This window comes from Streptomyces sp. WG5 (genome assembly GCF_049974565.1).
Taxonomy (GTDB): domain Bacteria; phylum Actinomycetota; class Actinomycetes; order Streptomycetales; family Streptomycetaceae; genus Streptomyces.
The window spans coordinates 1-23070 of sequence record NZ_JBNGGC010000046.1; the positions used below are offsets into that span (position 1 = coordinate 1).

General features: G+C 68.2%; 36 protein-coding genes and 1 pseudogene. 32 read left to right on the top strand and 5 right to left on the bottom strand.

Going from position 1 to position 23070, the window contains the following annotated elements:
- The 4 genes and pseudogenes from ACP4IX_RS32880 to ACP4IX_RS32895 form a co-directional block, all read right to left on the bottom strand.
- A partial coding sequence (locus ACP4IX_RS32880; protein ID WP_426558167.1) for a hypothetical protein occupies positions 1–449 on the bottom strand: 449 nt, incomplete at its 3' end.
- 9 nt (positions 450–458) lie between these two features.
- Positions 459–734, bottom strand: coding sequence for a hypothetical protein (locus ACP4IX_RS32885; protein ID WP_426558169.1), 276 nt, complete (start codon positions 732–734; stop codon positions 459–461).
- Between the two features lie 141 nt (positions 735–875).
- A pseudogene (locus tag ACP4IX_RS32890) lies at positions 876–1809 on the bottom strand (helix-turn-helix domain-containing protein).
- A 246-nt stretch (positions 1810–2055) separates the two neighbouring features.
- Entirely contained in the window at positions 2056–2487 is a 432-nt protein-coding gene (locus ACP4IX_RS32895; RefSeq protein ID WP_426558171.1) for an ATP-binding protein, read from the bottom strand.
- Between the two features lie 158 nt (positions 2488–2645).
- On the opposite strand from ACP4IX_RS32895, the gene ACP4IX_RS32900 reads away from it, so the two are divergent.
- On the top strand, positions 2646–3521 hold the full coding sequence (locus tag ACP4IX_RS32900) for a helix-turn-helix domain-containing protein (RefSeq protein ID WP_426558173.1): 876 nt from the start codon (positions 2646–2648) through the stop codon (positions 3519–3521).
- Entirely contained in the window at positions 3518–3727 is a 210-nt protein-coding gene (locus ACP4IX_RS32905; RefSeq protein ID WP_426558175.1) for a DUF397 domain-containing protein, read from the top strand. Before ACP4IX_RS32900 ends, ACP4IX_RS32905 begins: the two co-directional genes overlap by 4 nt.
- Here ACP4IX_RS32905 and ACP4IX_RS32910 read toward each other — a convergent pair.
- The gene (locus tag ACP4IX_RS32910; protein WP_426558177.1) at positions 3678–4592 is read right to left on the bottom strand and encodes a helix-turn-helix transcriptional regulator; all 915 of its coding nucleotides are present in this window, start codon (positions 4590–4592) and stop codon (positions 3678–3680) included. The two genes, ACP4IX_RS32905 and ACP4IX_RS32910, sit on opposite strands and share 50 nt — an antisense overlap.
- A gap of 77 nt (positions 4593–4669) precedes the next feature.
- Between ACP4IX_RS32910 and ACP4IX_RS32915 the strand changes: the two genes are divergently transcribed.
- The 30 genes from ACP4IX_RS32915 to rpmJ all read left to right on the top strand — a co-directional run bounded on the left by ACP4IX_RS32915 (position 4670) and on the right by rpmJ (position 23012).
- Complete coding sequence (locus ACP4IX_RS32915) at positions 4670–5443, top strand: SDR family oxidoreductase (protein WP_426558179.1); 774 nt, start codon at positions 4670–4672, stop codon at positions 5441–5443.
- 1 nt (position 5444) lies between these two features.
- Positions 5445–5654, top strand: coding sequence for a 4-oxalocrotonate tautomerase family protein (locus ACP4IX_RS32920; RefSeq protein ID WP_426558181.1), 210 nt, complete (start codon positions 5445–5447; stop codon positions 5652–5654).
- A gap of 301 nt (positions 5655–5955) precedes the next feature.
- The gene (gdhA, locus tag ACP4IX_RS32925) at positions 5956–7314 is read left to right on the top strand and encodes an NADP-specific glutamate dehydrogenase (RefSeq protein ID WP_426523604.1); all 1359 of its coding nucleotides are present in this window, start codon (positions 5956–5958) and stop codon (positions 7312–7314) included.
- Positions 7315–7410: 96 nt separating this feature from the next.
- Positions 7411–8667 (top strand): acyltransferase family protein, encoded by a 1257-nt coding sequence (locus ACP4IX_RS32930; protein WP_426558183.1) that lies wholly within the window; start codon positions 7411–7413, stop codon positions 8665–8667.
- A gap of 473 nt (positions 8668–9140) precedes the next feature.
- Positions 9141–9449, top strand: coding sequence for a 30S ribosomal protein S10 (gene rpsJ / locus ACP4IX_RS32935; RefSeq protein ID WP_003948644.1), 309 nt, complete (start codon positions 9141–9143; stop codon positions 9447–9449).
- 16 nt (positions 9450–9465) lie between these two features.
- A complete protein-coding gene (gene rplC, locus ACP4IX_RS32940) occupies positions 9466–10110 on the top strand; it encodes a 50S ribosomal protein L3 (protein ID WP_133887692.1) in 645 nt (214 codons plus the stop codon).
- 8 nt (positions 10111–10118) lie between these two features.
- The gene (gene rplD, locus ACP4IX_RS32945; protein WP_426523606.1) at positions 10119–10778 is read left to right on the top strand and encodes a 50S ribosomal protein L4; all 660 of its coding nucleotides are present in this window, start codon (positions 10119–10121) and stop codon (positions 10776–10778) included.
- A complete protein-coding gene (gene rplW / locus ACP4IX_RS32950) occupies positions 10778–11197 on the top strand; it encodes a 50S ribosomal protein L23 (RefSeq protein WP_426523607.1) in 420 nt (139 codons plus the stop codon). The genes rplD and rplW overlap by 1 nt, the downstream gene beginning before the upstream one ends.
- A 41-nt stretch (positions 11198–11238) precedes the next feature.
- Positions 11239–12075 (top strand): 50S ribosomal protein L2, encoded by an 837-nt coding sequence (gene rplB, locus ACP4IX_RS32955; RefSeq protein ID WP_217143312.1) that lies wholly within the window; start codon positions 11239–11241, stop codon positions 12073–12075.
- Between the two features lie 12 nt (positions 12076–12087).
- Positions 12088–12369, top strand: a complete 282-nt coding sequence (gene rpsS / locus ACP4IX_RS32960; protein WP_055418366.1) for a 30S ribosomal protein S19 — start codon at positions 12088–12090, stop codon at positions 12367–12369.
- Between the two features lie 44 nt (positions 12370–12413).
- A complete protein-coding gene (rplV, locus tag ACP4IX_RS32965) occupies positions 12414–12761 on the top strand; it encodes a 50S ribosomal protein L22 (protein ID WP_003974262.1) in 348 nt (115 codons plus the stop codon).
- Positions 12761–13615 carry a 30S ribosomal protein S3 gene (gene rpsC, locus ACP4IX_RS32970; RefSeq protein ID WP_426523608.1) on the top strand — a complete coding sequence of 285 codons (855 nt, stop codon included), beginning with the start codon at positions 12761–12763 and terminating at the stop codon, positions 13613–13615. Before rplV ends, rpsC begins: the two co-directional genes overlap by 1 nt.
- A gap of 5 nt (positions 13616–13620) precedes the next feature.
- The gene (gene rplP / locus ACP4IX_RS32975) at positions 13621–14040 is read left to right on the top strand and encodes a 50S ribosomal protein L16 (RefSeq protein ID WP_003974260.1); all 420 of its coding nucleotides are present in this window, start codon (positions 13621–13623) and stop codon (positions 14038–14040) included.
- Positions 14040–14264: a 50S ribosomal protein L29 gene (gene rpmC, locus ACP4IX_RS32980; RefSeq protein WP_003974259.1), complete on the top strand. Its 225-nt coding sequence runs from the start codon at positions 14040–14042 to the stop codon at positions 14262–14264. Before rplP ends, rpmC begins: the two co-directional genes overlap by 1 nt.
- Positions 14264–14551 (top strand): 30S ribosomal protein S17, encoded by a 288-nt coding sequence (gene rpsQ, locus ACP4IX_RS32985; RefSeq protein WP_210974119.1) that lies wholly within the window; start codon positions 14264–14266, stop codon positions 14549–14551. Before rpmC ends, rpsQ begins: the two co-directional genes overlap by 1 nt.
- Positions 14552–14678: 127 nt before the next feature.
- Complete coding sequence (gene rplN, locus ACP4IX_RS32990; protein ID WP_003974257.1) at positions 14679–15047, top strand: 50S ribosomal protein L14; 369 nt, start codon at positions 14679–14681, stop codon at positions 15045–15047.
- A 2-nt stretch (positions 15048–15049) separates the two neighbouring features.
- Positions 15050–15373: a 50S ribosomal protein L24 gene (gene rplX / locus ACP4IX_RS32995; protein WP_003974256.1), complete on the top strand. Its 324-nt coding sequence runs from the start codon at positions 15050–15052 to the stop codon at positions 15371–15373.
- Positions 15373–15930 (top strand): 50S ribosomal protein L5, encoded by a 558-nt coding sequence (gene rplE / locus ACP4IX_RS33000; protein ID WP_030619154.1) that lies wholly within the window; start codon positions 15373–15375, stop codon positions 15928–15930. The genes rplX and rplE overlap by 1 nt, the downstream gene beginning before the upstream one ends.
- A gap of 5 nt (positions 15931–15935) precedes the next feature.
- Entirely contained in the window at positions 15936–16121 is a 186-nt protein-coding gene (locus ACP4IX_RS33005) for a type Z 30S ribosomal protein S14 (protein WP_003948630.1), read from the top strand.
- A 235-nt stretch (positions 16122–16356) separates the two neighbouring features.
- Positions 16357–16755, top strand: coding sequence for a 30S ribosomal protein S8 (gene rpsH, locus ACP4IX_RS33010; protein ID WP_026248232.1), 399 nt, complete (start codon positions 16357–16359; stop codon positions 16753–16755).
- Positions 16756–16779: 24 nt separating this feature from the next.
- On the top strand, positions 16780–17319 hold the full coding sequence (gene rplF / locus ACP4IX_RS33015) for a 50S ribosomal protein L6 (RefSeq protein WP_426523609.1): 540 nt from the start codon (positions 16780–16782) through the stop codon (positions 17317–17319).
- 3 nt (positions 17320–17322) lie between these two features.
- Positions 17323–17706, top strand: coding sequence for a 50S ribosomal protein L18 (gene rplR / locus ACP4IX_RS33020; RefSeq protein ID WP_217143309.1), 384 nt, complete (start codon positions 17323–17325; stop codon positions 17704–17706).
- Between the two features lie 43 nt (positions 17707–17749).
- On the top strand, positions 17750–18355 hold the full coding sequence (gene rpsE / locus ACP4IX_RS33025) for a 30S ribosomal protein S5 (protein WP_004927232.1): 606 nt from the start codon (positions 17750–17752) through the stop codon (positions 18353–18355).
- 2 nt (positions 18356–18357) lie between these two features.
- Entirely contained in the window at positions 18358–18540 is a 183-nt protein-coding gene (rpmD, locus tag ACP4IX_RS33030; protein WP_003974250.1) for a 50S ribosomal protein L30, read from the top strand.
- A 2-nt stretch (positions 18541–18542) separates the two neighbouring features.
- Positions 18543–18998, top strand: coding sequence for a 50S ribosomal protein L15 (gene rplO, locus ACP4IX_RS33035; protein ID WP_351602488.1), 456 nt, complete (start codon positions 18543–18545; stop codon positions 18996–18998).
- 242 nt (positions 18999–19240) lie between these two features.
- Entirely contained in the window at positions 19241–20554 is a 1314-nt protein-coding gene (secY, locus tag ACP4IX_RS33040) for a preprotein translocase subunit SecY (protein WP_426523610.1), read from the top strand.
- Entirely contained in the window at positions 20554–21207 is a 654-nt protein-coding gene (locus tag ACP4IX_RS33045) for an adenylate kinase (protein ID WP_426523611.1), read from the top strand. Before secY ends, ACP4IX_RS33045 begins: the two co-directional genes overlap by 1 nt.
- A 130-nt stretch (positions 21208–21337) precedes the next feature.
- Positions 21338–22174: a type I methionyl aminopeptidase gene (map, locus tag ACP4IX_RS33050; protein ID WP_426523612.1), complete on the top strand. Its 837-nt coding sequence runs from the start codon at positions 21338–21340 to the stop codon at positions 22172–22174.
- Positions 22175–22502: 328 nt separating this feature from the next.
- Positions 22503–22724: a translation initiation factor IF-1 gene (gene infA / locus ACP4IX_RS33055; RefSeq protein WP_004927214.1), complete on the top strand. Its 222-nt coding sequence runs from the start codon at positions 22503–22505 to the stop codon at positions 22722–22724.
- A gap of 174 nt (positions 22725–22898) precedes the next feature.
- Positions 22899–23012 (top strand): 50S ribosomal protein L36, encoded by a 114-nt coding sequence (rpmJ, locus tag ACP4IX_RS33060; RefSeq protein ID WP_003974245.1) that lies wholly within the window; start codon positions 22899–22901, stop codon positions 23010–23012.
- Positions 23013–23070: the final 58 nt, after the last annotated feature.

Genomic DNA, 23070 nt, shown 5'->3' on the forward strand with positions numbered 1-23070 from the left:
ATCGCCGCCATGGCGCCGCCCTTGACGTTGTCCCTGCCCCACCTCCGCTCGGTGAGGTCGTCCAGGACGGCGAGGCTCTCGGCCTCGGCGAGGGAGTCCGGCACGATGTGACTCCTCGGGCTGGTGGACGGCGTCGCCAGCAACTCGGCCAGAGCCTGCGTGGGCCGGAGCCCGCGTTCCTTGGCGTTGCGCAGGCGCTTCCCCCAGACACCCGCTTCGTTGGCGGCGGCAGGTCCCGCAGCGTTGCGTGACCACACCGACCCGGCTTCGTCCTCGTCGTTCACCCACACGTAACCGATCACCTGATCGTCGGAGTCGGCGATCGCCACGTACTGCACGGGCCGGCCTGTGTGACGGGCGTAGCGAGGCGGCCCTCCCGGCACGATGTAGCCGCCCAGGTCTTGGGCGAAGCGGGGGTTGATCCGGCGGTCGGAGTGTTCGGAACTCATGCAGGTCTGCTACTTCCGGCTGGTTGCTACGGCAATTCCCGTGAATGTCGCCAGCAGCCCGGCGAACTCGCGACGCCGGGCCGCTACCTCCTCGGCGGACGGCCCGACGCTCTCACCCGGCTCTCCCGAGCTGGGTGCCCCGGCGGCCTCGGCCGTCTCGGCGGTGTCGGGCTCAGGCGGCTCCGGGGCTGCATCCGGCGGTTCGGGCAGCCGGGTCATCTCCGCGTAGTCGGCGAGCCGGGAGCGCCGTACCGGCGCCCCGGCGCCACCCCCGTTGTCCGTCATTTCCCAACCCTGAGACTGAGCTGCTTCGGCTGGTCAACAGCCTTTTCGAGCGACGATGTTACGCACACGACCGCAACGCCGGGTGCTCCCGTCGAAGCACGCCTCCTGGCTGGGCGCCTTCGGGGAAGCGGGCTGTGGGCTTCAAGCGGGTGCACCGACTGCCCGGCAGTCGCGGCAGCGGTCTTCGGTCTCGGGGCACGGAAGCCGCGGTCGCAGCCGTCGCAGTTGCGCACCTCGTAGCGGGGCGGTGGCGGACCGGCGGGGGGCCTGTACGGCGGCGGGGGTGGCAGTTGGGCGGTGAGGCGGTGGGCGAGCAGGGCGGCCGGGCGACGCAGGGGGTCGTCCGGCAGGTCGGCGGTCAGGGCGTGGCGTACGGCGGTGGGAGCGACGTCCCGTTCCAGCCAGGCGGCGACGCCGGGGGTCAGGTGGGCGGTGTCCGCCGCGGAGAGGAGGAGGCGGGGGTCGCGTCGGCGCAGGGTGGTGAGCAGCTCGGTGGCCTGCTGGAGGAGGGCCGGGGCGGTGCAGTTGGGCTGCGGTACGGCGGGGAGGGCCTTGCGGGGGCGCGCTTCGGTGCCGGTGTGGCGCGGGCGGGAAGGGGTTGCGTGCTCCCGTTGCTCTGGAGGCCGTCCTGCCGGGCGGGTGGGCCGGGGCGTCGGTCGGTCCGGGCAGCCGGTGTCGGCCGGCTCTCGGCGGGGCGTCTTCGGCTGGTTGCAGGAGACCGTGCGGGTGACGATGCGGCCGGTGGACGTGCGTACGCGCTCGCGGCGCAGGTAGCCGTACGCCTCCAGTTCGCGCAGGGCGGCCGCGATGCGGGTCGGGCCCTCTGTGAAGCGGGCGGTGAGCGTCTTGATGTCGGCGCCCGCGCCGGTGGGCAGCGACTGGATGTGGCAGGCGAGGCCGATCGCGAGCAGCGACAGGTCCGGGTGCTGGACCAGGTGGTTGCCGATCACCACGAAGCGGGTGGTGTGGCGGGTGTTCTCGTGGATGACGCCGCCGCCGTGGCGACGCGAACGGGTCGATCGGCGGCAGGAGCTGACTGGGCGCGCGAGGGCGCGCTAGGGTTTTGGGTACCCATCGGGGAAGCCTCTTTCTTCCTTGGTGGTCAGGCCCTCGCAGTGGGATGCCAGTCCCGGCGGGGGCCGACGTATTTCTGTCGGTCGTTTGCGCTGAGAGTAGGGGAGTTGGGGCCCCGGAAATCCAGCCGAGCCGGTGATGTTCACCCACCCGAGTGACGACGCGCCTCGGGCGGGAGGGGCGGGGCTTGGTGGGGTTCTTTTCGCCGAGTTCTTGTTATTGGTAAGGCGCCGACGGCACCGCAACCTCAGAACGTGGGTCGCGGTGCCGTAAGGCCCAGTTCCGCCCAGACGGTCTTGCGCGGGAAGCGGCCCTCGGTGACTCCCCAGCGGTCCGCCAGCGCTTCCACGAGCAGCAGGCCACGGCCGGATTCGGCGTCGGGGGCGGGTGCTTGGGGGCGGGGGAGTTCCTGGCCTCGGGTGTCGGTGACCTCGATACGGAGGGTCTCGCCGACGACGTGGAGCGTGAGCCGGAAATCGCGGCCGGGGACGCGTCCGTGGTCCGCCGCGTTGTTGGCCAGTTCGGCGACGAGCAGGCGTGCCGGGTCCAGGGGCAGTCCCCAGGAGCGGAGCTGCTCGGTCGCGAGCAGGCGGGCGAGGCGGGCTCCGCGTGGCGTGGGGGAGAGCTGCACGCTGAAGTTGCGGACGGAGGTCGTGAGTTCGGCGGAATTCTGGTTCACGTCACTCAGCGTGGCGTCGTGTGCGTACCGTGAGAAGTGACTCAGCGCGTACAGGCGGTCACTGTCCGGTGGTTGTCCGGTGGTGTCGGTGCTGTCGGGGTGGCGTGTGCGGGTAGGGCGCTGGGAGCAATGCGGCGAGTACGACGAAGGGGCGCGGGATGACGGTCGAGGCGGAGGCGGGTCGGCTCAGGAGCGAGGCGGACGAGCCGGGGTGGGAGGTCGATCCGGACGACGAGTGGGGCGTCGCGGTCATCACGACGGTGGGACGGCAGTTGAAGCTGCGGCGCGAGGCCGTGGGCATGCGCGCCGGCGAGTTCGGGGCGGCGGTGGGGTACGGGGAGGACCTCGTCTACAAGGTCGAGGGCGGCAAACGGATTCCCCGGCAGGAGTATCTGGACAGGGCCGACGAGGTGTTGGAGGCCGGTGGGCTCATCTCGGCGGCCTGGGAGGACGTGAAGAAGGTCCGGTACCCGAAGAAGGTTCGGGAGCTGGGGAAGCTGGAGGGGAAGGCGGTTGAGATCGGGGTGTACGAGTGCAACATCATCCCGGGCTTGTTGCAGACGTCAGAGCACGTGCGGATTCTGATCGGAGCGGCACAACCGCCGTACTCACCGGATGACGTGGAACGCATGGTGGCCGCTCGGCTGGCCCGGCAGTCGGTCTTTGAACGCGACCCCGCGTCGTCCATCCACTTCGTGGTGGAAGAGGCGCCGCTGCGCCGACAGGTTGGGGGCACAATGGTGTGGCGACAGCAGCTCCAACGTCTGCTGGAGGTAGGGCGATTGAACAGCGTCACACTTCAGGTCATGCCGACCAACACGGAAGCCCACCCAGGCTTGGATGGCAGGATCGAGCTGCTGAAGTTCCCGGACGGAACGGCGGTGGGACGCGCCGACGGCCTGTTCAACGGACGGCCCGTCTCCGACCCGAAGCAACTCCGCATCCTGGAGTTGCAGTACGGCACCATCCGGGCGCAGGCACTCCCGCCTCGGGAGTCGCTGGCCTTCATCGAGAAACTGCTGGGAGAGACATGATGCGCAAGGCCTCCGCCGGGGATGCCTCCGAACTGGCGTGGTTCAAGAGCAGCTACAGCGGCGGTACCAACGGCGAGTCCTGCGTCGAGGTCGCCGCCACCCCCCGCACCATCCACATCCGCGACTCCAAGCACACCGACGGCCCCCGCCTGACCCTCACCCCCGCCGCCTGGGCGGACTTCCTGCCGTACGCGTCGGAGAACTGACCGTCGGCTCGACGACCTCCTGCGTCCCCACCACCGCGAGCAGCTCCAGCAGCCCCGCGCTGTCCGTCCCCACGGCCGGTGTGAACCAGAGCAGCCGCTGCCGCCCGTCCTCGCTGAACAGGTTCAGGCAGTTGACCTCGACGAGGCCCAGCGTGGGGTGGAGGAGCCGTTTCCGGTCGCTCCGCCGGAACGCCACGTCGTGCTCGGCCCACAGCGCGGCGAACTCGGGGGAGACGTCGAGCAGCGTGCGGATCATCGTGCCGGTCTCCGCGTCCTTCGCATCCCGCCTCGCGGCGGCGGCCCGCAGGTCGGCGACGAAGGAGCGGGACTGACGCTCGTGGTCGGCCTCGGGGTACAGGCGCCGGGCGTCCGGCTCGGTGAACCAGCGGTGGACGAAGCTGGCCCGGGGTCCCCGGAAGCCGGACTGGTCGCCCAGCAGCGCCACTGCCAGCGGATTCTGTACGAGGGTGACGTGCAGGTCCGTGATGACCTGGGCCGGGGTCGAGGTCATCCGGCCGAGCAGGTCGAGCATGCCGGGGTGGACGTGCGAGGCGGCCCCGCCCTGTACGGGCACCGGGCGGTCGGCGAGCCGGTACAGGTAGTCCCGCTCGTCGGAGGTCAGCCGCAGCGCCCTCGCCAGTGCGGCGATCATCTGCTCGGACGGCTGGGATCCGGCGCCGCGCTCCAGCTCGTTGTAGTAGTCCACGGACGCCCCGGCGAGCAGGGCGACCTCCTCGCGGCGCAGCCCCGGCACCCGGCGGCGCGGTCCGGCCGGGAGTCCGACGTCGGCCGGGCGGATGCGCTCGCGGCGCGAACGCAGGAACGCTCCCAGCTCGGCGTACTTCACAGCGCTCATGCCGTCCATTCTGCGTCCGGCCGGGGCGGCGACCCAGGGGATGACGTCCCCTGGTTGCGCGGGCCGGCCGCGCGCATCGTGGAGTCATGAGCACGCACACACATCAACGGCCTCCAGCACCGGAGGCAGACACCCGGCGGGTCGCCGTCGTCACGGGAGGATCGCGCGGGATCGGCCGGGCGGTCTCGCAGAGGCTCGCCGAGGACGGCCTGGCCGTCGTCGTCAACTACGCCCGCGACGCCTCGGCCGCCGACGAGACGGTGGAGGCGATCACCGGGGCCGGCGGACGGGCGGTCGCCGTACAGGCGGACGTGGCGGAGGAGAAGGAGGTCGCCGCGCTGTTCGACCGGGCGGAGGAGGAGTTCGGCGGCGTCGACGTGGTCGTCAACTCGGCCGGTCGGATGGCCCTTTCACCCATCGCCGACCTCGACCTGGCGGCGCTCGACGCCATGCACCGCACCAACATCCGCGGCACCTTCGTCGTCGCCCAGCAGGCGGCGCGGCGGCTGCGGGCGGGGGGCTCGTTCGTCGGGTTCTCGACGTCCGTCGTCGGCACGCAGTTCCCCACGTACGGCGCCTACGCGGCCAGCAAGGGAGCCGTGGAGGCGATGACACTGATCCTGGCCCGGGAGCTGCGCGGGCGGGACATCACCGTGAACACGGTCGCACCCGGGCCGACGGCCACGGACCTGTTCCTCGACGGCAAGACACCGGAACAGATCGACCGGCTCGCCAAGACCCCGCCCCTGGAGCGGCTGGGCACCCCCGACGACATCGCGGCCGTGGTCGCCTTCCTCGGCAGCCCCGCCGGGCACTGGGTGAACGGCCAGATCCTGCGCGCCAACGGAGGAATGATCTGACATGCCTTTCGCCCACTTCAAGGTCCCCGCGGGCACCCTCACCGCCGAGGACAAGAGGAAGATCGTCGAGCGCACCACCGACCTGTACGCGGAGATCTACGGCGAGCGGGCCCGCCCGACCACCGTCGTCCTCGTCGACGAGGTCCCCGACGGCGGCTGGGGCGTCGGCGGGAACGTCCTCACCGCCGCCATGCTCAACGGCGACGCTTGACCGCTGTCGGGGACGCTCGGGTAGCCTTCTTGCCGGACATCCGTTAACGGCCGGTGTACGAAAGATCGGTCTCACATAGTGGTCACGTCCTGCGCAGGACACTGGCCAGGATGTTTACATGCGCGTAACACTTAAGTGTCCCGCGCGCGGCAACGGCGCCGAGCGCCCATCACCGGACCGGCCCGGACGGACGGCCCGTACGGCCCCCGTACAACCGCGTACACCCCCTGTGCGTCCTGTGCGCCCCGTACCCCCGCCCCCGTCCCGGTCTCCGGTGCCCGCCGTGCCAGAAAGGCCCCCCGTGACGACGCGAAGCGAGACCAGGACCGCGCTCGACAACCTCCTCACCGAGATCGAGCACCGCAACCCGGCCCAGCCCGAGTTCCACCAGGCCGCCCACGAGGTGCTGGAGACGCTCGCGCCGGTGCTCGAGGCCCGCCCCGAGTACGCCGAGCCCGGCCTCGTCGAGCGGCTGGTCGAGCCGGAGCGGCAGGTCATGTTCCGGGTGCCGTGGCAGGACGACCAGGGACGCGTCCACGTCAACCGGGGCTTCCGCGTCGAGTTCAACAGCGCGCTGGGCCCCTACAAGGGCGGCCTGCGCTTCCACCCTTCCGTCAACCTGGGCGTCATCAAGTTCCTGGGCTTCGAGCAGATCTTCAAGAACGCGCTGACCGGCCTCGGCATCGGCGGCGGCAAGGGCGGCAGCGACTTCGACCCGCACGGCCGCAGCGACGCGGAGGTCATGCGGTTCTGCCAGTCGTTCATGACGGAGCTGTACCGGCACATCGGCGAGCACACCGACGTCCCCGCGGGTGACATCGGCGTCGGCGGCCGGGAGATCGGCTACCTGTTCGGCCAGTACCGCCGGATCACCAACCGCTGGGAGGCCGGCGTCCTCACCGGCAAGGGCCAGGGCTGGGGCGGCTCGCTGATCCGCCCGGAGGCCACCGGATACGGCAACGTGCTCTTCGCGGCGGCGATGCTGCGCGAGCGCGGTGAGGACCTGGAGGGCCAGACGGCCGTCGTGTCCGGCTCCGGGAACGTCGCGATCTACACGATCGAGAAGCTCGCCGCCCTCGGCGCGAACGCCGTGACCTGCTCCGACTCCTCCGGCTACGTCATCGACGAGAAGGGCATCGACCTCGGCCTGCTGAAGCAGATCAAGGAGGTCGAGCGCGGCCGGGTCGACACGTACGCCGAGCGCCGCGGCGCCTCGGCCCGCTTCGTGCCCGGCGGAAACGTCTGGGACGTCCCGGCCGACATCGCCCTCCCGTCCGCCACGCAGAACGAACTGGACGAGAACGCCGCCGCCACGCTCATCCGCAACGGCGTGAAGGCGGTCTCCGAGGGCGCGAACATGCCGGCCACCCCCGAGGCCGTCCACCTCTTCCAGCGCTCCGGCGTCGCCTTCGGCCCCGGCAAGGCGGCCAACGCGGGCGGTGTCGCGGTCAGCGCCCTGGAGATGGCGCAGAACCACGCCCGTACGTCCTGGACGGCGGCGCGGGTCGAGGAGGAGCTGACCCACATCATGAACGACATCCACACCACCTGCCACGAGACCGCCGAGCGCTACGGAGCCCCCGGCGACTACGTGACCGGCGCGAACATCGCCGGCTTCGAGCGGGTGGCGGACGCGATGCTGGCCCAGGGCGTCATCTGAACCCGGGGAGAACGCCCCACGAACACGGCGAGGAGGGGGTGCGGGGGTTTACCCGAACCCCTACCGCTTCCGTGGCCACTGTTCTTGTCTGTTCGGATGGTGCGCGCAGCGGACAGTGAGACATCGGTGCCCGAGCGGGCGGAGGGACGGCCGAAGCAACCGCTCCCGCCGCTCGCCGTGGTCCTGCCGGGCCAGGAGGCGTCACCGGCCGGCGCCCGCGGGCACCGGCCGGCCGCGCCGGACGGGAAACGCGCGGGCGGGAAGCGCACCGGCGGAGAGCGCACCGGCGGCCGGCTGTACGTCATCGACGGCATCCGCCTGCTCGCCGCGCTGATGGTGGCCGCGCACCACTACGCCGGCACCTGGCGCGCCGACCGCCCCGGCAACCTGATCTGGGACCGCCCGGTCTCCGAGATCATGCCCACGGTGTTCCGCTTCGCCTCCTACGGCTGGATCGGCGTCGAGATCTTCTTCGTGATCAGCGGCTTCGTGATCTGCATGTCGTGCTGGGGCCGCACACCGCGCCAGTTCTTCGTCTCCCGCGTGATCCGGCTCTACCCGGCGTACTGGTTCGCGGTCGTGTTCACCACGGCCGTGCTGATCGCCGTGCCGGGCGTGTGGGAGCACCTCCGCCTGCGCGAGGTCCTCCTCAACCTGACCATGCTCCAGTCCGGCTCCGGCGTGCCGAACGTCGACGGCGTCTACTGGACCCTCTGGTCCGAACTGCGCTTCTACCTGCTCTTCCTGGTCGTCGTCGCCATGGGCCTGACCTACCGCAGGGTCGTCCTCTTCTGCTGCGTGTGGGGCGCGGTCGCCATGCTCGCCCCGGTCGCCGACCTCCACCTGCTGGAGCTGGCCGCCAACCCGGACGGCGCCTGGTACTTCATCGCCGGCCTCGCCCTCTACCTCATGCACCGCTTCGGCCAGGACCTGCTCCTGTGGGGCATCCTCGCCATGTCCTGGCTGATGGGCCAGCTGGAACTGGGCAACCGGATCGACGAGGTCGAGCGGGTCTCGAGCTGGCGCGGCAGCGTGGCGATCTTCACCGTCTTCCTGCTCTTCATGGTCGCCGTCGCGCTCGGCCACACGGACCGCATCCGCTGGAAGTGGCTGGTCACGGCCGGTGCCCTGACGTACCCGCTCTACCTGATCCACTACGCGGCCGGTACGGCCCTCATCGCCCGCCTCCGCGACACGATGGACGCCAGGCTGCTCATCGCCCTGATCATCACGGGCTTCCTGGTGCTGAGCTACCTGATCCACCGCCTCGTGGAACGGCCGGTGTCGAGGCTGCTGAAGAAGGGGCTGGACACGTCGTTCGCGCGGATGCGCAACGCGGACGGCCGGCGGTGAGCCGGGGCGCCCGCCAGGGCGCGGAAGGGTGTCCCCCCGGAAACGCCGCAGTGTGTAGCCCTCGGTGACGTGGGGTACAGTCATCCACTTCGATTGGCCAGCCCCCTGCCCCGTATGGCAGACTAACGGGGTTGCTCGGTCGAGTGCCGATGCTGCGCGCCTCCCGCCGGGAGGACCGGAAGCGAGTCCCACAGTACTCGTCGTCCCATGCGTTACGCCGAAAGGTGTAGGGGCGGACGTACGGGAATCTTCCGGGAAGCGTCAGCGGGGTGCAGACCAGGCACCCGGTGGGCCTCTCGCCCCCGCCCCGCGGTTCCGGAAGGGCCCGCGACTCCCACTGCAGGGAAGTCCCGAAAGGGACATCCGTTTCAGCGAGAGTGCGACACGCCCGACCGCGTGGGTCGGAGGGGGAGCGGACAGAAAAGGGACCACCGGGTCCAGAGCGTTACGAGAGACAGGACTACGAAGTAGCCATGGCGGGACAGAAGATCCGCATCCGGCTCAAGGCCTACGACCACGAGGTCATCGACTCTTCGGCGAAGAAGATCGTCGAGACGGTGACTCGCACTGGTGCGTCGGTCGCGGGCCCGGTGCCGCTGCCCACTGAGAAGAACGTGTACTGCGTCATCAAGTCGCCGCACAAGTACAAGGACTCGCGCGAGCACTTCGAGATGCGCACGCACAAGCGCCTGATCGACATCCTCGACCCGACCCCCAAGACCGTTGACTCTCTGATGCGACTCGACCTCCCGGCCGGTGTCGACATCGAGATCAAGCTCTAAGGCCGGTGATCTGAAGATGACCAAGCAGATCAAGGGCATCCTGGGCGAGAAGCTCGGCATGACGCAGGTGTGGGACGAGAACAACCGTGTTGTTCCCGTCACCGTCGTCAAGGCCGGCCCCAACGTCGTCACCCAGGTCCGCACGAACGACGTCGACGGCTACGAGTCCGTCCAGATCGCGTTCGGCGAGATCGACCCGCGCAAGGTGAACAAGCCCCTCAAGGGCCACTTCGCCAAGGCCGACGTCACCCCCCGCCGCCACCTCGTCGAGATCCGCACGGCCGACGCCGCCGAGTACACGCTCGGTCAGGAAGTCACCGCCGAGGTCTTCGAGGCCGGCCTCAAGGTCGACGTCACTGGCAAGAGCAAGGGCAAGGGCTTCGCCGGTGTCATGAAGCGTCACAACTTCAAGGGCCTCGGCGCCGGACACGGCACCCAGCGCAAGCACCGCTCGCCCGGTTCCATCGGTGGCTGCGCCACCCCGGGCCGCGTGTTCAAGGGCCTCCGCATGGCCGGCCGCATGGGCAACGAGCGGGTCACCACCCAGAACCTGACCGTCCACGCCGTTGACGCGGAGAAGGGCCTGCTGCTCATCAAGGGCGCGGTTCCCGGTCCGAACGGCGGCCTCGTCCTGGTCCGCACTGCGGCCAAGGGGGCCTGAGGTAACCGATGAGCACTGTTGACATCCTTTCGCCTGCCGGCGAGAAGACCGGAAGCGTCGAGCTCCCCGCGGAGATCTTCGGCGTGGAGAAGATCAGCATCCCGCTGATCCACCAGGTCGTCGTCGCGCAGAACGCCGCTGCCCGCCAGGGCACGCACAAGACCAAGCGTCGCGGTGAAGTCCGTGGTGGCGGCAAGAAGCCGTACCGCCAGAAGGGCACCGGCCGCGCCCGCCAGGGTTCGACCCGTGCGCCGCAGTTCGCCGGCGGTGGCGTCGTCCACGGCCCGCAGCCGCGTGACTACTCGCAGCGGACCCCGAAGAAGATGAAGGCCGCGGCCCTGCGCCACGCCCTCACCGACCGGGCCCGCCACAACCGCATCCACGTCGTCACCGGCGTCATCGAGGGCGAGAACCCGTCCACGAAGGCCGCCCGGACGCTGTTCGGCAAGATCTCGGAGCGCAAGAACCTGCTCCTGGTCGCCGACCGCACCGACGAGGCCGCGTGGCTGTCCGCCCGCAACCTGCCCCAGATCCACATCCTGGAGCCGGGCCAGCTGAACACGTACGACGTTCTCGTCTCGGACGACGTGGTCTTCACCCAGGCCGCTTTCGAGTCCTTCGTGTCTGGCCCCAACAAGGCCGTTGACACCGAAGGGAGCGAAGCCTGATGGCTACGCGTCACCCGAGCATCGCCTCCAAGGCGGCCAAGGCCGCCAAGGCCGCGCGCGTCGCCAAGGCGCGCCGCCACGAGGCCGAGGGCAAGAACACCGTCGTCACCCCGGCGAGCAAGGCGTTCACGGACCCCCGTGACGTGCTGCTGAAGCCGGTCGTGTCCGAGAAGAGCTACGCGCTCCTCGACGAGAACAAGTACACGTTCATCGTCGCGCCGGGCTCCAACAAGACCGAGATCAAGGAGGCCGTCCAGGCGGTCTTCTCGGTCAAGGTCACCGGGGTCAACACGATCAACCGCCAGGGCAAGCGCAAGCGGACCCGCACCGGCTTCGGCAAGCGTGCCGACAGCAAGCGCGCGATCGTGACCCTTGCCGAGGGCGACCGTATCGACATCTTCGGCGGTCCGACCTCCTGACGGAGGTCCGGATCGTCCGAATATCGGACGAGGACTGAGAAATGGGAATCCGCAAGTACAAGCCGACGACGCCGGGCCGCCGTGGCTCCTCCGTCGCCGACTTCGTCGAGGTCACGCGGTCCACGCCGGAGAAGTCGCTGGTCCGCCCGCTGCACAGCAAGGGCGGCCGTAACAACGCCGGTCGTGTGACCGTTCGCCACCAGGGTGGCGGACACAAGCGCGCCTACCGTGTCATCGACTTCCGTCGCCACGACAAGGACGGCGTGCCGGCGAAGGTCGCGCACATCGAGTACGACCCCAACCGCACCGCGCGCATCGCGCTGCTGCACTACGCCGACGGCGAGAAGCGCTACATCCTCGCCCCGCGCAACCTGCAGCAGGGTGACCGCGTCGAGAACGGTCCCGGGGCCGACATCAAGCCGGGCAACAACCTGGCCCTCCGCAACATCCCGGTCGGTACCACGATCCACGCGATCGAGCTCCGTCCCGGTGGCGGTGCCAAGTTCGCCCGCTCCGCCGGTGCCTCCGTGCAGCTGCTCGCGAAGGAGGGCTCGATGGCCCACCTGCGCATGCCGTCCGGAGAGATCCGCCTGGTCGACGTGCGCTGCCGCGCCACCGTCGGCGAGGTCGGCAACGCCGAGCAGTCGAACATCAACTGGGGCAAGGCGGGCCGCAAGCGGTGGCTGGGCGTTCGCCCGACCGTCCGTGGTGTGGTCATGAACCCGGTGGACCACCCGCACGGTGGTGGTGAGGGCCGGACCTCCGGTGGTCGCCACCCCGTGTCCCCGTGGGGCAAGAAGGAAGGCCGTACTCGTTCGCCCAAGAAGGCGTCGAACAAGTACATCGTCCGCCGCCGCAAGACGAACAAGAAGCGCTAAGGACGGGTTGAGATGCCTCGTAGCTTGAAGAAGGGACCCTTCGTCGACGACCACCTGATCAAGAAGGTGGACACGCAGAACGAAGCCGGTTCCAAGAACGTCATCAAGACCTGGTCCCGTCGCTCGATGATCGTCCCGGCGATGCTCGGCCACACGATCGCGGTGCACAACGGCAAGACCCACATCCCGGTGTTTGTCACCGAGTCCATGGTCGGCCACAAGCTCGGCGAGTTCTCGCCGACGCGCACCTTCCGGGGTCACGTCAAGGACGACCGGAAGTCGAAGCGCCGCTAGTCAGCGGGGTGTGAAAGACCATGACAAACACTGAAGGGACAACCATGGAAGCCAGGGCCCAGGCGCGGTACATCCGCGTCACGCCCATGAAGGCCCGCCGCGTGGTGGACCTCATCCGTGGCATGGATGCCACGGAGGCTCAGGCGGTCCTGCGTTTCGCCCCGCAGGCCGCGAGCGTGCCGGTCGGCAAGGTGCTGGACAGCGCCATTGCCAACGCCGCGCACAACTACGACCACACCGACGCCGACAGCCTCTTCATTTCCGAGGCCTACGTCGACGAGGGCCCGACCCTGAAGCGGTTCCGGCCGCGCGCCCAGGGTCGCGCCTACCGGATCCGCAAGCGGACCAGCCACATCACCGTGGTCGTCAGCAGCAAGGAAGGAACCCGGTAATGGGCCAGAAGGTAAACCCGCACGGGTTCCGGCTCGGTGTCACGACCGACTTCAAGTCGCGTTGGTACGCCGACAAGCTGTACAAGGACTACGTCAAGGAAGACGTCGCCATCCGTCGGATGATGACGTCCGGCATGGAGCGCGCCGGCATCTCGAAGGTGGAGATCGAGCGCACCCGTGACCGCGTGCGTGTGGACATCCACACCGCTCGTCCCGGCATCGTCATCGGCCGCCGCGGCGCCGAGGCCGACCGCATCCGCGGTGACCTGGAGAAGCTGACCGGCAAGCAGGTCCAGCTGAACATCCTCGAGGTCAAGAGCCCGGAGACGGACGCTCAGCTGGTGGCCCAGGCCGTCGCCGAGCAGCTCTCCTCCCGCGTCTCCTTCCGTCGTGCCATGCGCAAGAGCATGCAGGGCACGATGAAGGCCGGCGCCAAGGGCATCAAGATCCAGTGCGGTGGCCGCCTCGGCGGCGCCGAGATGTCCCGCTCGGAGTTCTACCGCGAGGGCCGTGTGCCCCTGCACACGCTCCGCGCGAACGTGGACTACGGCTTCTTCGAGGCCAAGACGACCTTCGGCCGCATCGGCGTGAAGGTCTGGATCTACAAGGGCGACGTCAAGAACATCGCCGAGGTCCGCGCCGAGAACGCCGCTGCCCGCGCCGGCAACCGCCCGGCCCGTGGTGGCAACGACCGCCCGGCCCGTGGTGGCCGCGGTGGCGAGCGTGGCGGTCGCGGTCGCAAGCCGCAGCAGCAGGGGGCCCAGAGCGGCCAGCAGCAGCCTGCCGAGGCCCCCAAGGCCGAGGCTCCCGCCGCCGCTGCCGCTCCGGCTGAGAGCACCGGAACGGAGGCCTGACCGACATGCTGATCCCCCGTAGGGTCAAGCACCGCAAGCAGCACCACCCGAAGCGCCGCGGTATGGCCAAGGGCGGTACGCAGGTTGCGTTCGGCGAGTACGGCATCCAGGCCCTCACGCCGGCGTACGTGACCAACCGCCAGATCGAGGCGGCCCGTATCGCGATGACCCGCCACATCAAGCGTGGCGGCAAGGTCTGGATCAACATCTACCCGGACCGCCCGCTCACGAAGAAGCCCGCCGAGACCCGCATGGGTTCCGGTAAGGGTTCTCCCGAGTGGTGGATCGCGAACGTGCACCCGGGTCGGGTCATGTTCGAGCTGTCCTACCCCAACGAGAAGATCGCCCGTGAGGCGCTGACTCGTGCGGCCCACAAGCTGCCGATGAAGTGCCGGATCGTCAAGCGCGAGGCAGGTGAAGCGTGATGTCGGCCGGTACCAAGGCGTCCGAGCTGCGCGAGCTGGGCAACGAGGAGCTTCTCGCGAAGCTCCGCGAGGCCAAGGAAGAGCTGTTCAACCTCCGCTTCCAGGCGGCGACGGGTCAGCTCGAGAACCACGGTCGGCTCAAGGCCGTCCGCAAGGACATCGCGCGGATCTACACCCTGATGCGTGAGCGCGAGCTGGGCATCGAGACGGTGGAGAGCGCCTGATGAGCGAGAACAACGTGACTGAAGAGACGAAGGCCGGCCGCGGCTTCCGCAAGACCCGCCAGGGTCTGGTCGTCAGCGACAAGATGGACAAGACCGTCGTCGTCGCCGTCGAGGACCGCGTGACCCACGCGCTGTACGGCAAGGTCATCCGCCGTACCAACAAGCTCAAGGCTCACGACGAGCAGAACGCCGCGGGTGTCGGCGACCGCGTCCTCCTCATGGAGACCCGGCCGCTGTCCGCGACGAAGCGCTGGCGCGTCGTCGAGGTCCTCGAGAAGGCCAAGTAGGTAATTCCCGTAAGGGAATTCCAGCAAATCCGCCTGCGGGGCAAACCCACGCAGGTCAGTTCCGCCAGGCTCGGCAGGGGCCTTCCGAGGCCCCTGCCGGGAACCGGCAGACAATCAGGAGATAGACGTGATCCAGCAGGAGTCGCGACTGCGCGTCGCCGACAACACGGGTGCGAAGGAAATTCTCACCATCCGTGTGCTCGGTGGCTCCGGTCGCCGCTACGCGGGTATCGGTGACGTCATCGTCGCCACCGTCAAGGACGCGATCCCCGGTGGCAACGTGAAGAAGGGTGACGTCGTCAAGGCGGTCATCGTTCGCACCGTCAAGGAGCGCCGCCGTCCGGACGGCTCGTACATCCGCTTCGACGAGAACGCCGCCGTCATTCTGAAGAACGACGGCGACCCTCGTGGCACCCGTATCTTCGGCCCGGTGGGCCGTGAGCTGCGCGAGAAGAAGTTCATGAAGATCATCTCCCTCGCGCCGGAGGTGCTGTGAGCATGAAGATCAAGAAGGGCGACCTGGTTCAGGTCATCACCGGTAAGGACAAGGGCAAGCAGGGCAAGGTCATCGCGGCCTTCCCCCGCGAGGACCGCGTCCTGGTCGAGGGTGTCAACCGGGTCAAGAAGCACACCAAGGCCGGGCCGACCGCTCGCGGTTCGCAGGCCGGCGGCATCGTGACCACCGAGGCCCCGATCCACGTCTCCAACGTCCAGCTGGTCGTGGAGAAGGACGGCAACAAGGTCGTCACGCGCGTCGGTTACCGCTTCGACGACGAGGGCAACAAGGTTCGCGTTGCCAAGCGGACGGGTGAGGACATCTGATGGCTACCACCACCACTCCGCGTCTGAAGACGAAGTACCGCGAGGAGATCGCGGGCAAGCTGCGTGAGGAGTTCTCCTACGAGAACGTCATGCAGATCCCCGGCCTCGTCAAGATCGTGGTCAACATGGGTGTGGGCGACGCCGCCCGCGACTCCAAGCTGATCGACGGCGCTATTCGCGACCTCACCACGATCACCGGTCAGAAGCCGGCCGTCACCAAGGCCCGCAAGTCCATCGCGCAGTTCAAGCTGCGCGAGGGCCAGCCGATCGGTGCCCACGTCACGCTCCGTGGCGACCGCATGTGGGAGTTCCTGGACCGCACCCTGTCGCTCGCGCTGCCGCGCATCCGCGACTTCCGCGGCCTGTCCCCCAAGCAGTTCGACGGCCGTGGCAACTACACCTTCGGTCTCACGGAGCAGGTCATGTTCCACGAGATCGACCAGGACAAGATCGACCGCACCCGGGGTATGGACATCACCGTGGTGACCACGGCGACCAACGACGCTGAGGGCCGCGCGCTCCTTCGTCACCTCGGCTTCCCCTTCAAGGAGGCGTGAGCGAGATGGCGAAGAAGGCTCTGATCGCTAAGGCTGCCCGCAAGCCCAAGTTCGGTGTGCGTGGCTACACCCGCTGCCAGCGCTGTGGCCGCCCGCACTCCGTGTACCGCAAGTTCGGCCTGTGCCGCGTGTGCCTTCGTGAGATGGCTCACCGTGGCGAGCTGCCGGGCGTGACCAAGAGCTCCTGGTAATCCGGTAATCCCGGGTTATTCAGACTCTCGGTAAGCATCTGGGTCGGCAGGGGCCCGCCTCCACATGCCTTAGGCTTGTGGGGTTGGGCGTCTGCCGCCCCTACGCCCGCAGGCTGTGCCTGCACATATTTGCTTACTACGCCGTAGGTCCACCGCGCCGCACCCGTCCCGTCTCGGATCGGGGAGAGGGATGGCGCACCAGGAAACCCCGGCGAGAGAGGCCGAAGGCCAATTCATGACCATGACTGATCCGATCGCAGACATGCTTACGCGTCTGCGGAACGCGAACTCGGCGTACCACGACTCCGTGACGATGCCGGCGTCCAAGATCAAGTCTCACATCGCGGAGATCCTCCAGCAGGAGGGCTTCATCACGGGCTGGAAGACCGAGGACGCCGAGGTCGGCAAGAACCTCGTCCTCGAGCTGAAGTTCGGCCCGAACCGTGAGCGCTCCATCGCGGGCATCAAGCGGATCTCCAAGCCCGGTCTCCGGGTGTACGCGAAGTCCACCAACCTGCCCAAGGTGCTGGGTGGCCTCGGCGTGGCGATCATCTCCACGTCGCACGGGCTCCTCACCGACAAGCAGGCCGGCAAGAAGGGCGTAGGCGGAGAAGTCCTCGCCTACGTCTGGTAACGGAAGGGAACGGAGGAAACAGCTATGTCGCGCATCGGCAAGCTCCCCATCGCGGTTCCCGCCGGCGTGGACGTCACCATCGACGGCCGTACGGTCTCGGTCAAGGGCCCGAAGGGCTCGCTGACTCACACCGTCGTGGCGCCGATCGACATCGCCAAGGGTGAGGACGGCGTTCTGAACGTCACCCGCCCCAACGACGAGCGTCAGAGCAAGGCCCTGCACGGCCTGTCCCGCACGCTGGTGGCGAACATGATCACCGGCGTGACCCAGGGTTACGTGAAGAAGCTCGAGATCAGCGGTGTCGGTTACCGCGTGATCGCCAAGGGTTCGAACCTGGAGTTCTCCCTCGGCTACAGCCACCCGATCCTGGTCGAGGCCCCCGAGGGCATCACCTTCAAGGTGGAGAACCCGACCCGCTTCTCGGTCGAGGGCATCGACAAGCAAAAGGTCGGCGAGGTTGCGGCCAACATCCGCAAGCTGCGCAAGCCCGACCCGTACAAGGCCAAGGGCGTCAAGTACGAGGGCGAAGTCATCCGACGCAAGGTCGGAAAGGCGGGTAAGTAAGCCATGGCATACGGACAGAAGATCCTGAAGGGCGACGCCTACAAGCGCGCCGCGATCAAGCGCCGTCACATCCGGATCCGCAAGCGGATCGCCGGTACGGCGGAGCGTCCTCGTCTGGTCGTTACCCGCTCGAACCGCCACATCGTGGCCCAGGTGATCGACGACCTCAAGGGCCACACCCTTGCGTCGGCGTCCACCCTGGACACCTCGATCCGTGGTGGCGAGGCGGACAAGTCCGCGCAGGCCAAGCAGGTCGGCGCACTCGTCGCCGAGCGTGCCAAGGCCGCGGGTGTCGAGGCCGTGGTCTTCGACCGCGGTGGCAACCAGTACGCCGGGCGCATCGCCGCCCTGGCGGACGCCGCCCGCGAAGCCGGTCTGAAGTTCTGACCCGGTTCCGTATCGCTAGCGGAAACAGAGAGAGGTAATTCCAATGGCTGGACCCCAGCGCCGCGGTGGCGGTGCCGGTGGCGGCGAGCGGCGGGACCGGAAGGGCCGTGACGGCGGCGCAGCTGCCGCCGAGAAGACCGCTTACGTTGAGCGCGTCGTCGCGATCAACCGTGTCGCCAAGGTTGTGAAGGGTGGTCGTCGCTTCAGCTTCACCGCGCTGGTCGTGGTGGGCGACGGTGACGGCACCGTGGGTGTCGGTTACGGCAAGGCCAAGGAGGTGCCGGCCGCCATCGCCAAGGGTGTTGAGGAGGCCAAGAAGCACTTCTTCAAGGTCCCCCGTATCCAGGGCACCATCCCCCACCCCATCCAGGGTGAGAAGGCCGCCGGCGTCGTGCTGCTCAAGCCCGCGTCCCCGGGTACCGGTGTGATCGCCGGTGGTCCGGTGCGCGCCGTGCTCGAGTGCGCCGGTATCCACGACGTGCTGTCGAAGTCCCTGGGCTCCGACAACCAGATCAACATCGTGCACGCGACCGTGGAGGCCCTCAAGGGCCTGCAGCGTCCCGAGGAGATCGCGGCCCGCCGTGGTCTGCCGCTCGAGGACGTCGCCCCCGCGGCTCTTCTCCGTGCGCGTGCCGGGGCGGGTGCGTAATCATGGCGCAGCTCAAGATTACGCAGGTCAAGTCCTACATCGGCAGCAAGCAGAACCACCGTGACACCCTGCGTTCCCTTGGTCTCAAGGGGATCAACACGCAGGTCGTCAAGGAGGACCGCCCCGAGTTCCGCGGCATGGTGCACACCGTCCGCCACCTCGTGACGGTCGAGGAGGTCGACTGATCATGGGTGAGCAGAACCCGCTCAAGATCCACAACCTCCGTCCCGCCCCGGGCGCCAAGACCGCCAAGACCCGTGTGGGTCGTGGTGAGGCGTCGAAGGGTAAGACGGCTGGTCGTGGTACGAAGGGTACGAAGGCCCGTTACCAGGTTCCGGAGCGCTTCGAGGGTGGCCAGATGCCCCTCCACATGCGTCTTCCGAAGCTGAAGGGCTTCAAGAACCCGTTCAAGACCGAGTTCCAGGTCGTGAACCTCGAGAAGCTGGCCGCGCTCTACCCCGAGGGTGGCGAGGTCACCGTCGAGGGTCTGGTGGCCAAGGGTGCCGTTCGCAAGAACAGCCTCGTCAAGGTCCTCGGCCAGGGCGAGATCTCCGTGGCGCTGCAGGTGACGGTCGACGCCGTCTCCGGCTCCGCCAAGGAGAAGATCACCGCCGCCGGCGGTACCGTCACCGAGCTCGTCTGAACCCTTCAGGCGTCTCGATGACATGAGCGATCCCGACCGGGGATGCCCCACAAAAGGGGTATCCCCGGTTGGTCGTTCCAAGGAAAGTACTCCCGCCGGTAAGGTGGCCTGCGCTGCCCTCTTTCACGGGTGCGTCACATGGGGCACCCTGGGCGGCAGTTGACCGTTACTTACTTAGTCGTCAGTCGAATCCTCAAGACCGTCACCCTTGACGCAGTAGCGCGGGGGTCGCAGGAGGCACCGTGCTCACCGCGTTCGCCCGGGCGTTCAAGACGCCCGACCTGCGCAAGAAGCTGCTCTTCACGCTCGGCATCATCGTGGTCTACCGGCTCGGTACCCACATCCCCATCCCAGGCGTCGATTACAAGAACGTCCAGGAGTGTGTGGACCAGGCGTCCGGCAACCAGGGCCTCTTCGGTCTGGTGAACATGTTCAGCGGCGGCGCCCTGCTGCAGATCACGGTCTTCGCGCTCGGCATCATGCCGTACATCACGGCGAGCATCATTCTGCAGCTGCTGACCGTGGTGATCCCGCGCCTGGAAGCCCTGAAGAAGGAGGGCCAGGCGGGTACGGCGAAGATCACGCAGTACACCCGCTACCTGACCATCGCGCTCGCCATCCTGCAGGGCACCGGTCTGGTGGCCACCGCCCGCAGCGGCGCCCTGTTCTCCGGCTGCACCGTCGCCGGTCAGATCGTTCCCGACCAGGCCATCTTCACCACCGTCGTCATGGTGGTCACCATGACCGCCGGTACGGCCGCCGTCATGTGGCTCGGCGAGCTGATCACCGACCGCGGTGTCGGCAACGGCATGTCGATCCTGATGTTCATCTCGATCGCCGCGACCTTCCCGTCCGCCCTGTGGGCCATCAAGAAGCAGGGTGAGCTGGCGGACGGCTGGATCGAGTTCGGCACCGTCATGCTCGTCGGCTTCGTCATGGTCGGCCTGGTCGTCTTCGTGGAGCAGGCGCAGCGCCGCGTTCCGGTGCAGTACGCGAAGCGCATGATCGGCCGCCGTTCCTACGGTGGCACGTCGACGTACATCCCGCTCAAGGTGAACCAGGCGGGTGTCATCCCCGTCATCTTCGCCTCGTCGCTGCTCTACATCCCGGCGCTGATCGTCCAGTTCTCCGGCTCGCAGGCGGGCTGGGCCACCTGGATCCAGAAGAACCTCGCCGACACGGCCGCGACTCCGCACATCATTCTGTACTTCCTCCTGATCGTGTTCTTCGCCTTCTTCTACGTGGCGATCTCGTTCAACCCCGAGGAAGTCGCGGACAACATGAAGAAGTATGGTGGGTTCATCCCGGGCATCCGGGCTGGCCGACCGACCGCTGAGTATCTGAGCTACGTACTCAACCGGATCACCTGGCCGGGTTCGCTGTATCTGGGCCTGATCTCTCTCGTACCGACAATGGCGTTGGCCGGTTTCGGGGCAAACCAGAACTTCCCGTTCGGCGGGACGAGCATCCTGATCATCGTGGGTGTCGGTCTCGAGACGGTGAAGCAGATCGAGAGCCAGCTCCAGCAGCGCAATTACGAAGGGTTCCTCCGCTGATGCGAATCGTCCTCGTCGGGCCGCCGGGCGCCGGTAAGGGAACGCAGGCCACCCGCCTTGCCGAGACGCTGCACATCCCGCACATCTCCACGGGCGACCTGTTCCGCGCGAACATCAGCCAGCAGACCGACCTGGGCAAGCTCGCGAAGTCCTACATGGACGCCGGCAACCTCGTACCGGACGAGGTCACCATCGCCATGGCGAAGGACCGCATGGAGCAGCCCGACGCCGAGGGCGGCTTCCTGCTGGACGGTTTCCCGCGCAACGTCTCCCAGGCGGAGGCGCTGGACGAGCTGCTCGAGACCGAGGACATGAAGCTCGACGCGGTGCTGGACCTGGAGGCCCCGGAGGACGAGGTCGTCAAGCGGATCGCCGGCCGGCGCGTCTGCCGCAACAACTCGGCGCACGTCTTCCACGTGACGTACACGCCGCCGAAGCAGGAAGGCGTCTGCGACGTCTGCGGCGGCGAGCTGTACCAGCGGGACGACGACTCCGAGGAGACGGTCCGCAAGCGGCTCGAGGTCTACCACACGCAGACCGAGCCGATCATCGACTACTACAAGTCGCAGGGCCTGGTCGTCACCATCGCGGCGACGGGACCGGTGGACGAGGTCACGGGCCGTGCGCTGGAGGCGCTCAAGCGCGACCAGTAGTCTCCGGTCCCGGCTGCAGCCGCGGTCCCCTGCTCAGGGGCCGCGGCTGAGCTGTGTGATGGGGTGGTCCCCGCCCCGTATCGTTGGAAGCGTTCCTCGTCCCCTCCGGTCCAGAAAGGCCGCAGTCCCCATGGTGCAGATCAAGAGCCCCGAGCAGATCGCCAAGATGCGTGAGGCGGGGCTGGTCGTCGCCGCCATCCACGCGGCCACGCGCGAGGCGGCCGTGCCCGGCGCCACGACCAAGGACCTGGACCAGGTCGCCCGCAAGGTGCTCTCGGAGCACAACGCCAAGCCGAACTTCCTCGGCTACGGCGGCTTCCCGGCGACCATCTGCACCTCGGTCAACGAGGTCGTCGTCCACGGCATCCCGTCCGACGACGTGGTCCTCAAGGACGGCGACGTCATCTCCATCGACTGCGGCGCGATCATCGACGGCTGGCACGGCGACGCCGCGTACACGGCCTTCGTCGGCTCCGGTCACTCCCCGGAGCTGGTCGAGCTCTCCCGGGTGACCGAGGAGTCGATGTGGGCGGGCATCGCGGCCATGAAGCTGGGCAACCGGCTCGTCGACATCTCCCGGGCCGTCGAGACGTACATCCGCCGCCAGCCGAAGCCCGGCGGCGGCAAGTACGGGATCATCGAGGACTACGGCGGCCACGGCATCGGCACCGAGATGCACATGGACCCGCACCTGCTGAACTACGTCGACCGCAAGCGCGGCAAGGGCCCCAAGCTGGTCCCCGGCTTCTGCCTGGCCATCGAGCCGATGGTGTCCCTCGGTACCCCGCGCACCAAGGTCCTCCAGGACGACTGGACGGTCATCACCACCGACGGCACCTGGTCCTCGCACTGGGAGCACTCCGTGGCCCTCACCGAGCAGGGGCCGCTGGTCCTGACCGCCCCTGACGGCGGTAAGGCGAAGCTGGCGGAGCTGGGCATTACGGCGGCGCCGGACCCGCTGGGGTGAGGGACGGCGGTGCGGTGGCCGTCGGCCGAGGGCCGGCGCAGCCGCTCGAAGCCTGTGAGGCGCCCTCGGCGCCCAGCCCGCGCGAGGGGCGCCGGGGGCGAGAGGCCTGAGGCGGGGCGGATCCGGCGGAGCCGGGTGTCACGGCGGCGCCGGACCCGCTGGGCCGAGGGCCCGCATAACGATCGCCCGAGTGGGGCAGACTTCCTCGTTTCGCCTTTCCGGGTGTGCTGACGTAGACTGACTCGTCGGATCTCGTGCACCCGCATGCCTGCATGCACTCGTGCGAAGCGCGAGAGTCGATCAAGGTAGTCGATTCGAAGGGCGAAGCGTGGCCAAGAAGCAAGGTGCCATCGAGATCGAGGGCACTGTCGTCGAGTCTCTCCCCAACGCGATGTTCAGGGTCGAGCTCCAGAACGGCCACCAGGTCCTGGCACACATCAGCGGCAAGATGCGTATGCACTACATCCGCATCCTCCCTGACGACCGGGTCGTGGTGGAGCTGTCTCCGTACGACCTGACGCGTGGCCGGATCGTCTACCGGTACAAGTGAGCTTGGGCGGGTCCCGTACCCGCCCCGGCGGCCGGGAGGGTCGTCGTCGGACAGGCTGGTCCTGTCAAACTCCCCGGAGCGATCCAGGGGAGCTTCTCCAACGGTACAAGTAGATCTTTCCCCTGCCCCGGCTCCGTATGGTGCGGGGGCACTGAGCCCGGAGAACTTCACTCAATGAAGGTCAAGCCGAGCGTCAAGAAGATCTGCGACAAGTGCAGGGTGATCCGCCGTCACGGCCGGGTCATGGTCATCTGCGACAACCCGCGCCACAAGCAGCGCCAGGGCTGACGCACGACCGTTCCCTCCGCGATTCGCAGGACTTCGCGCGACGCGAGCTGAATATGTT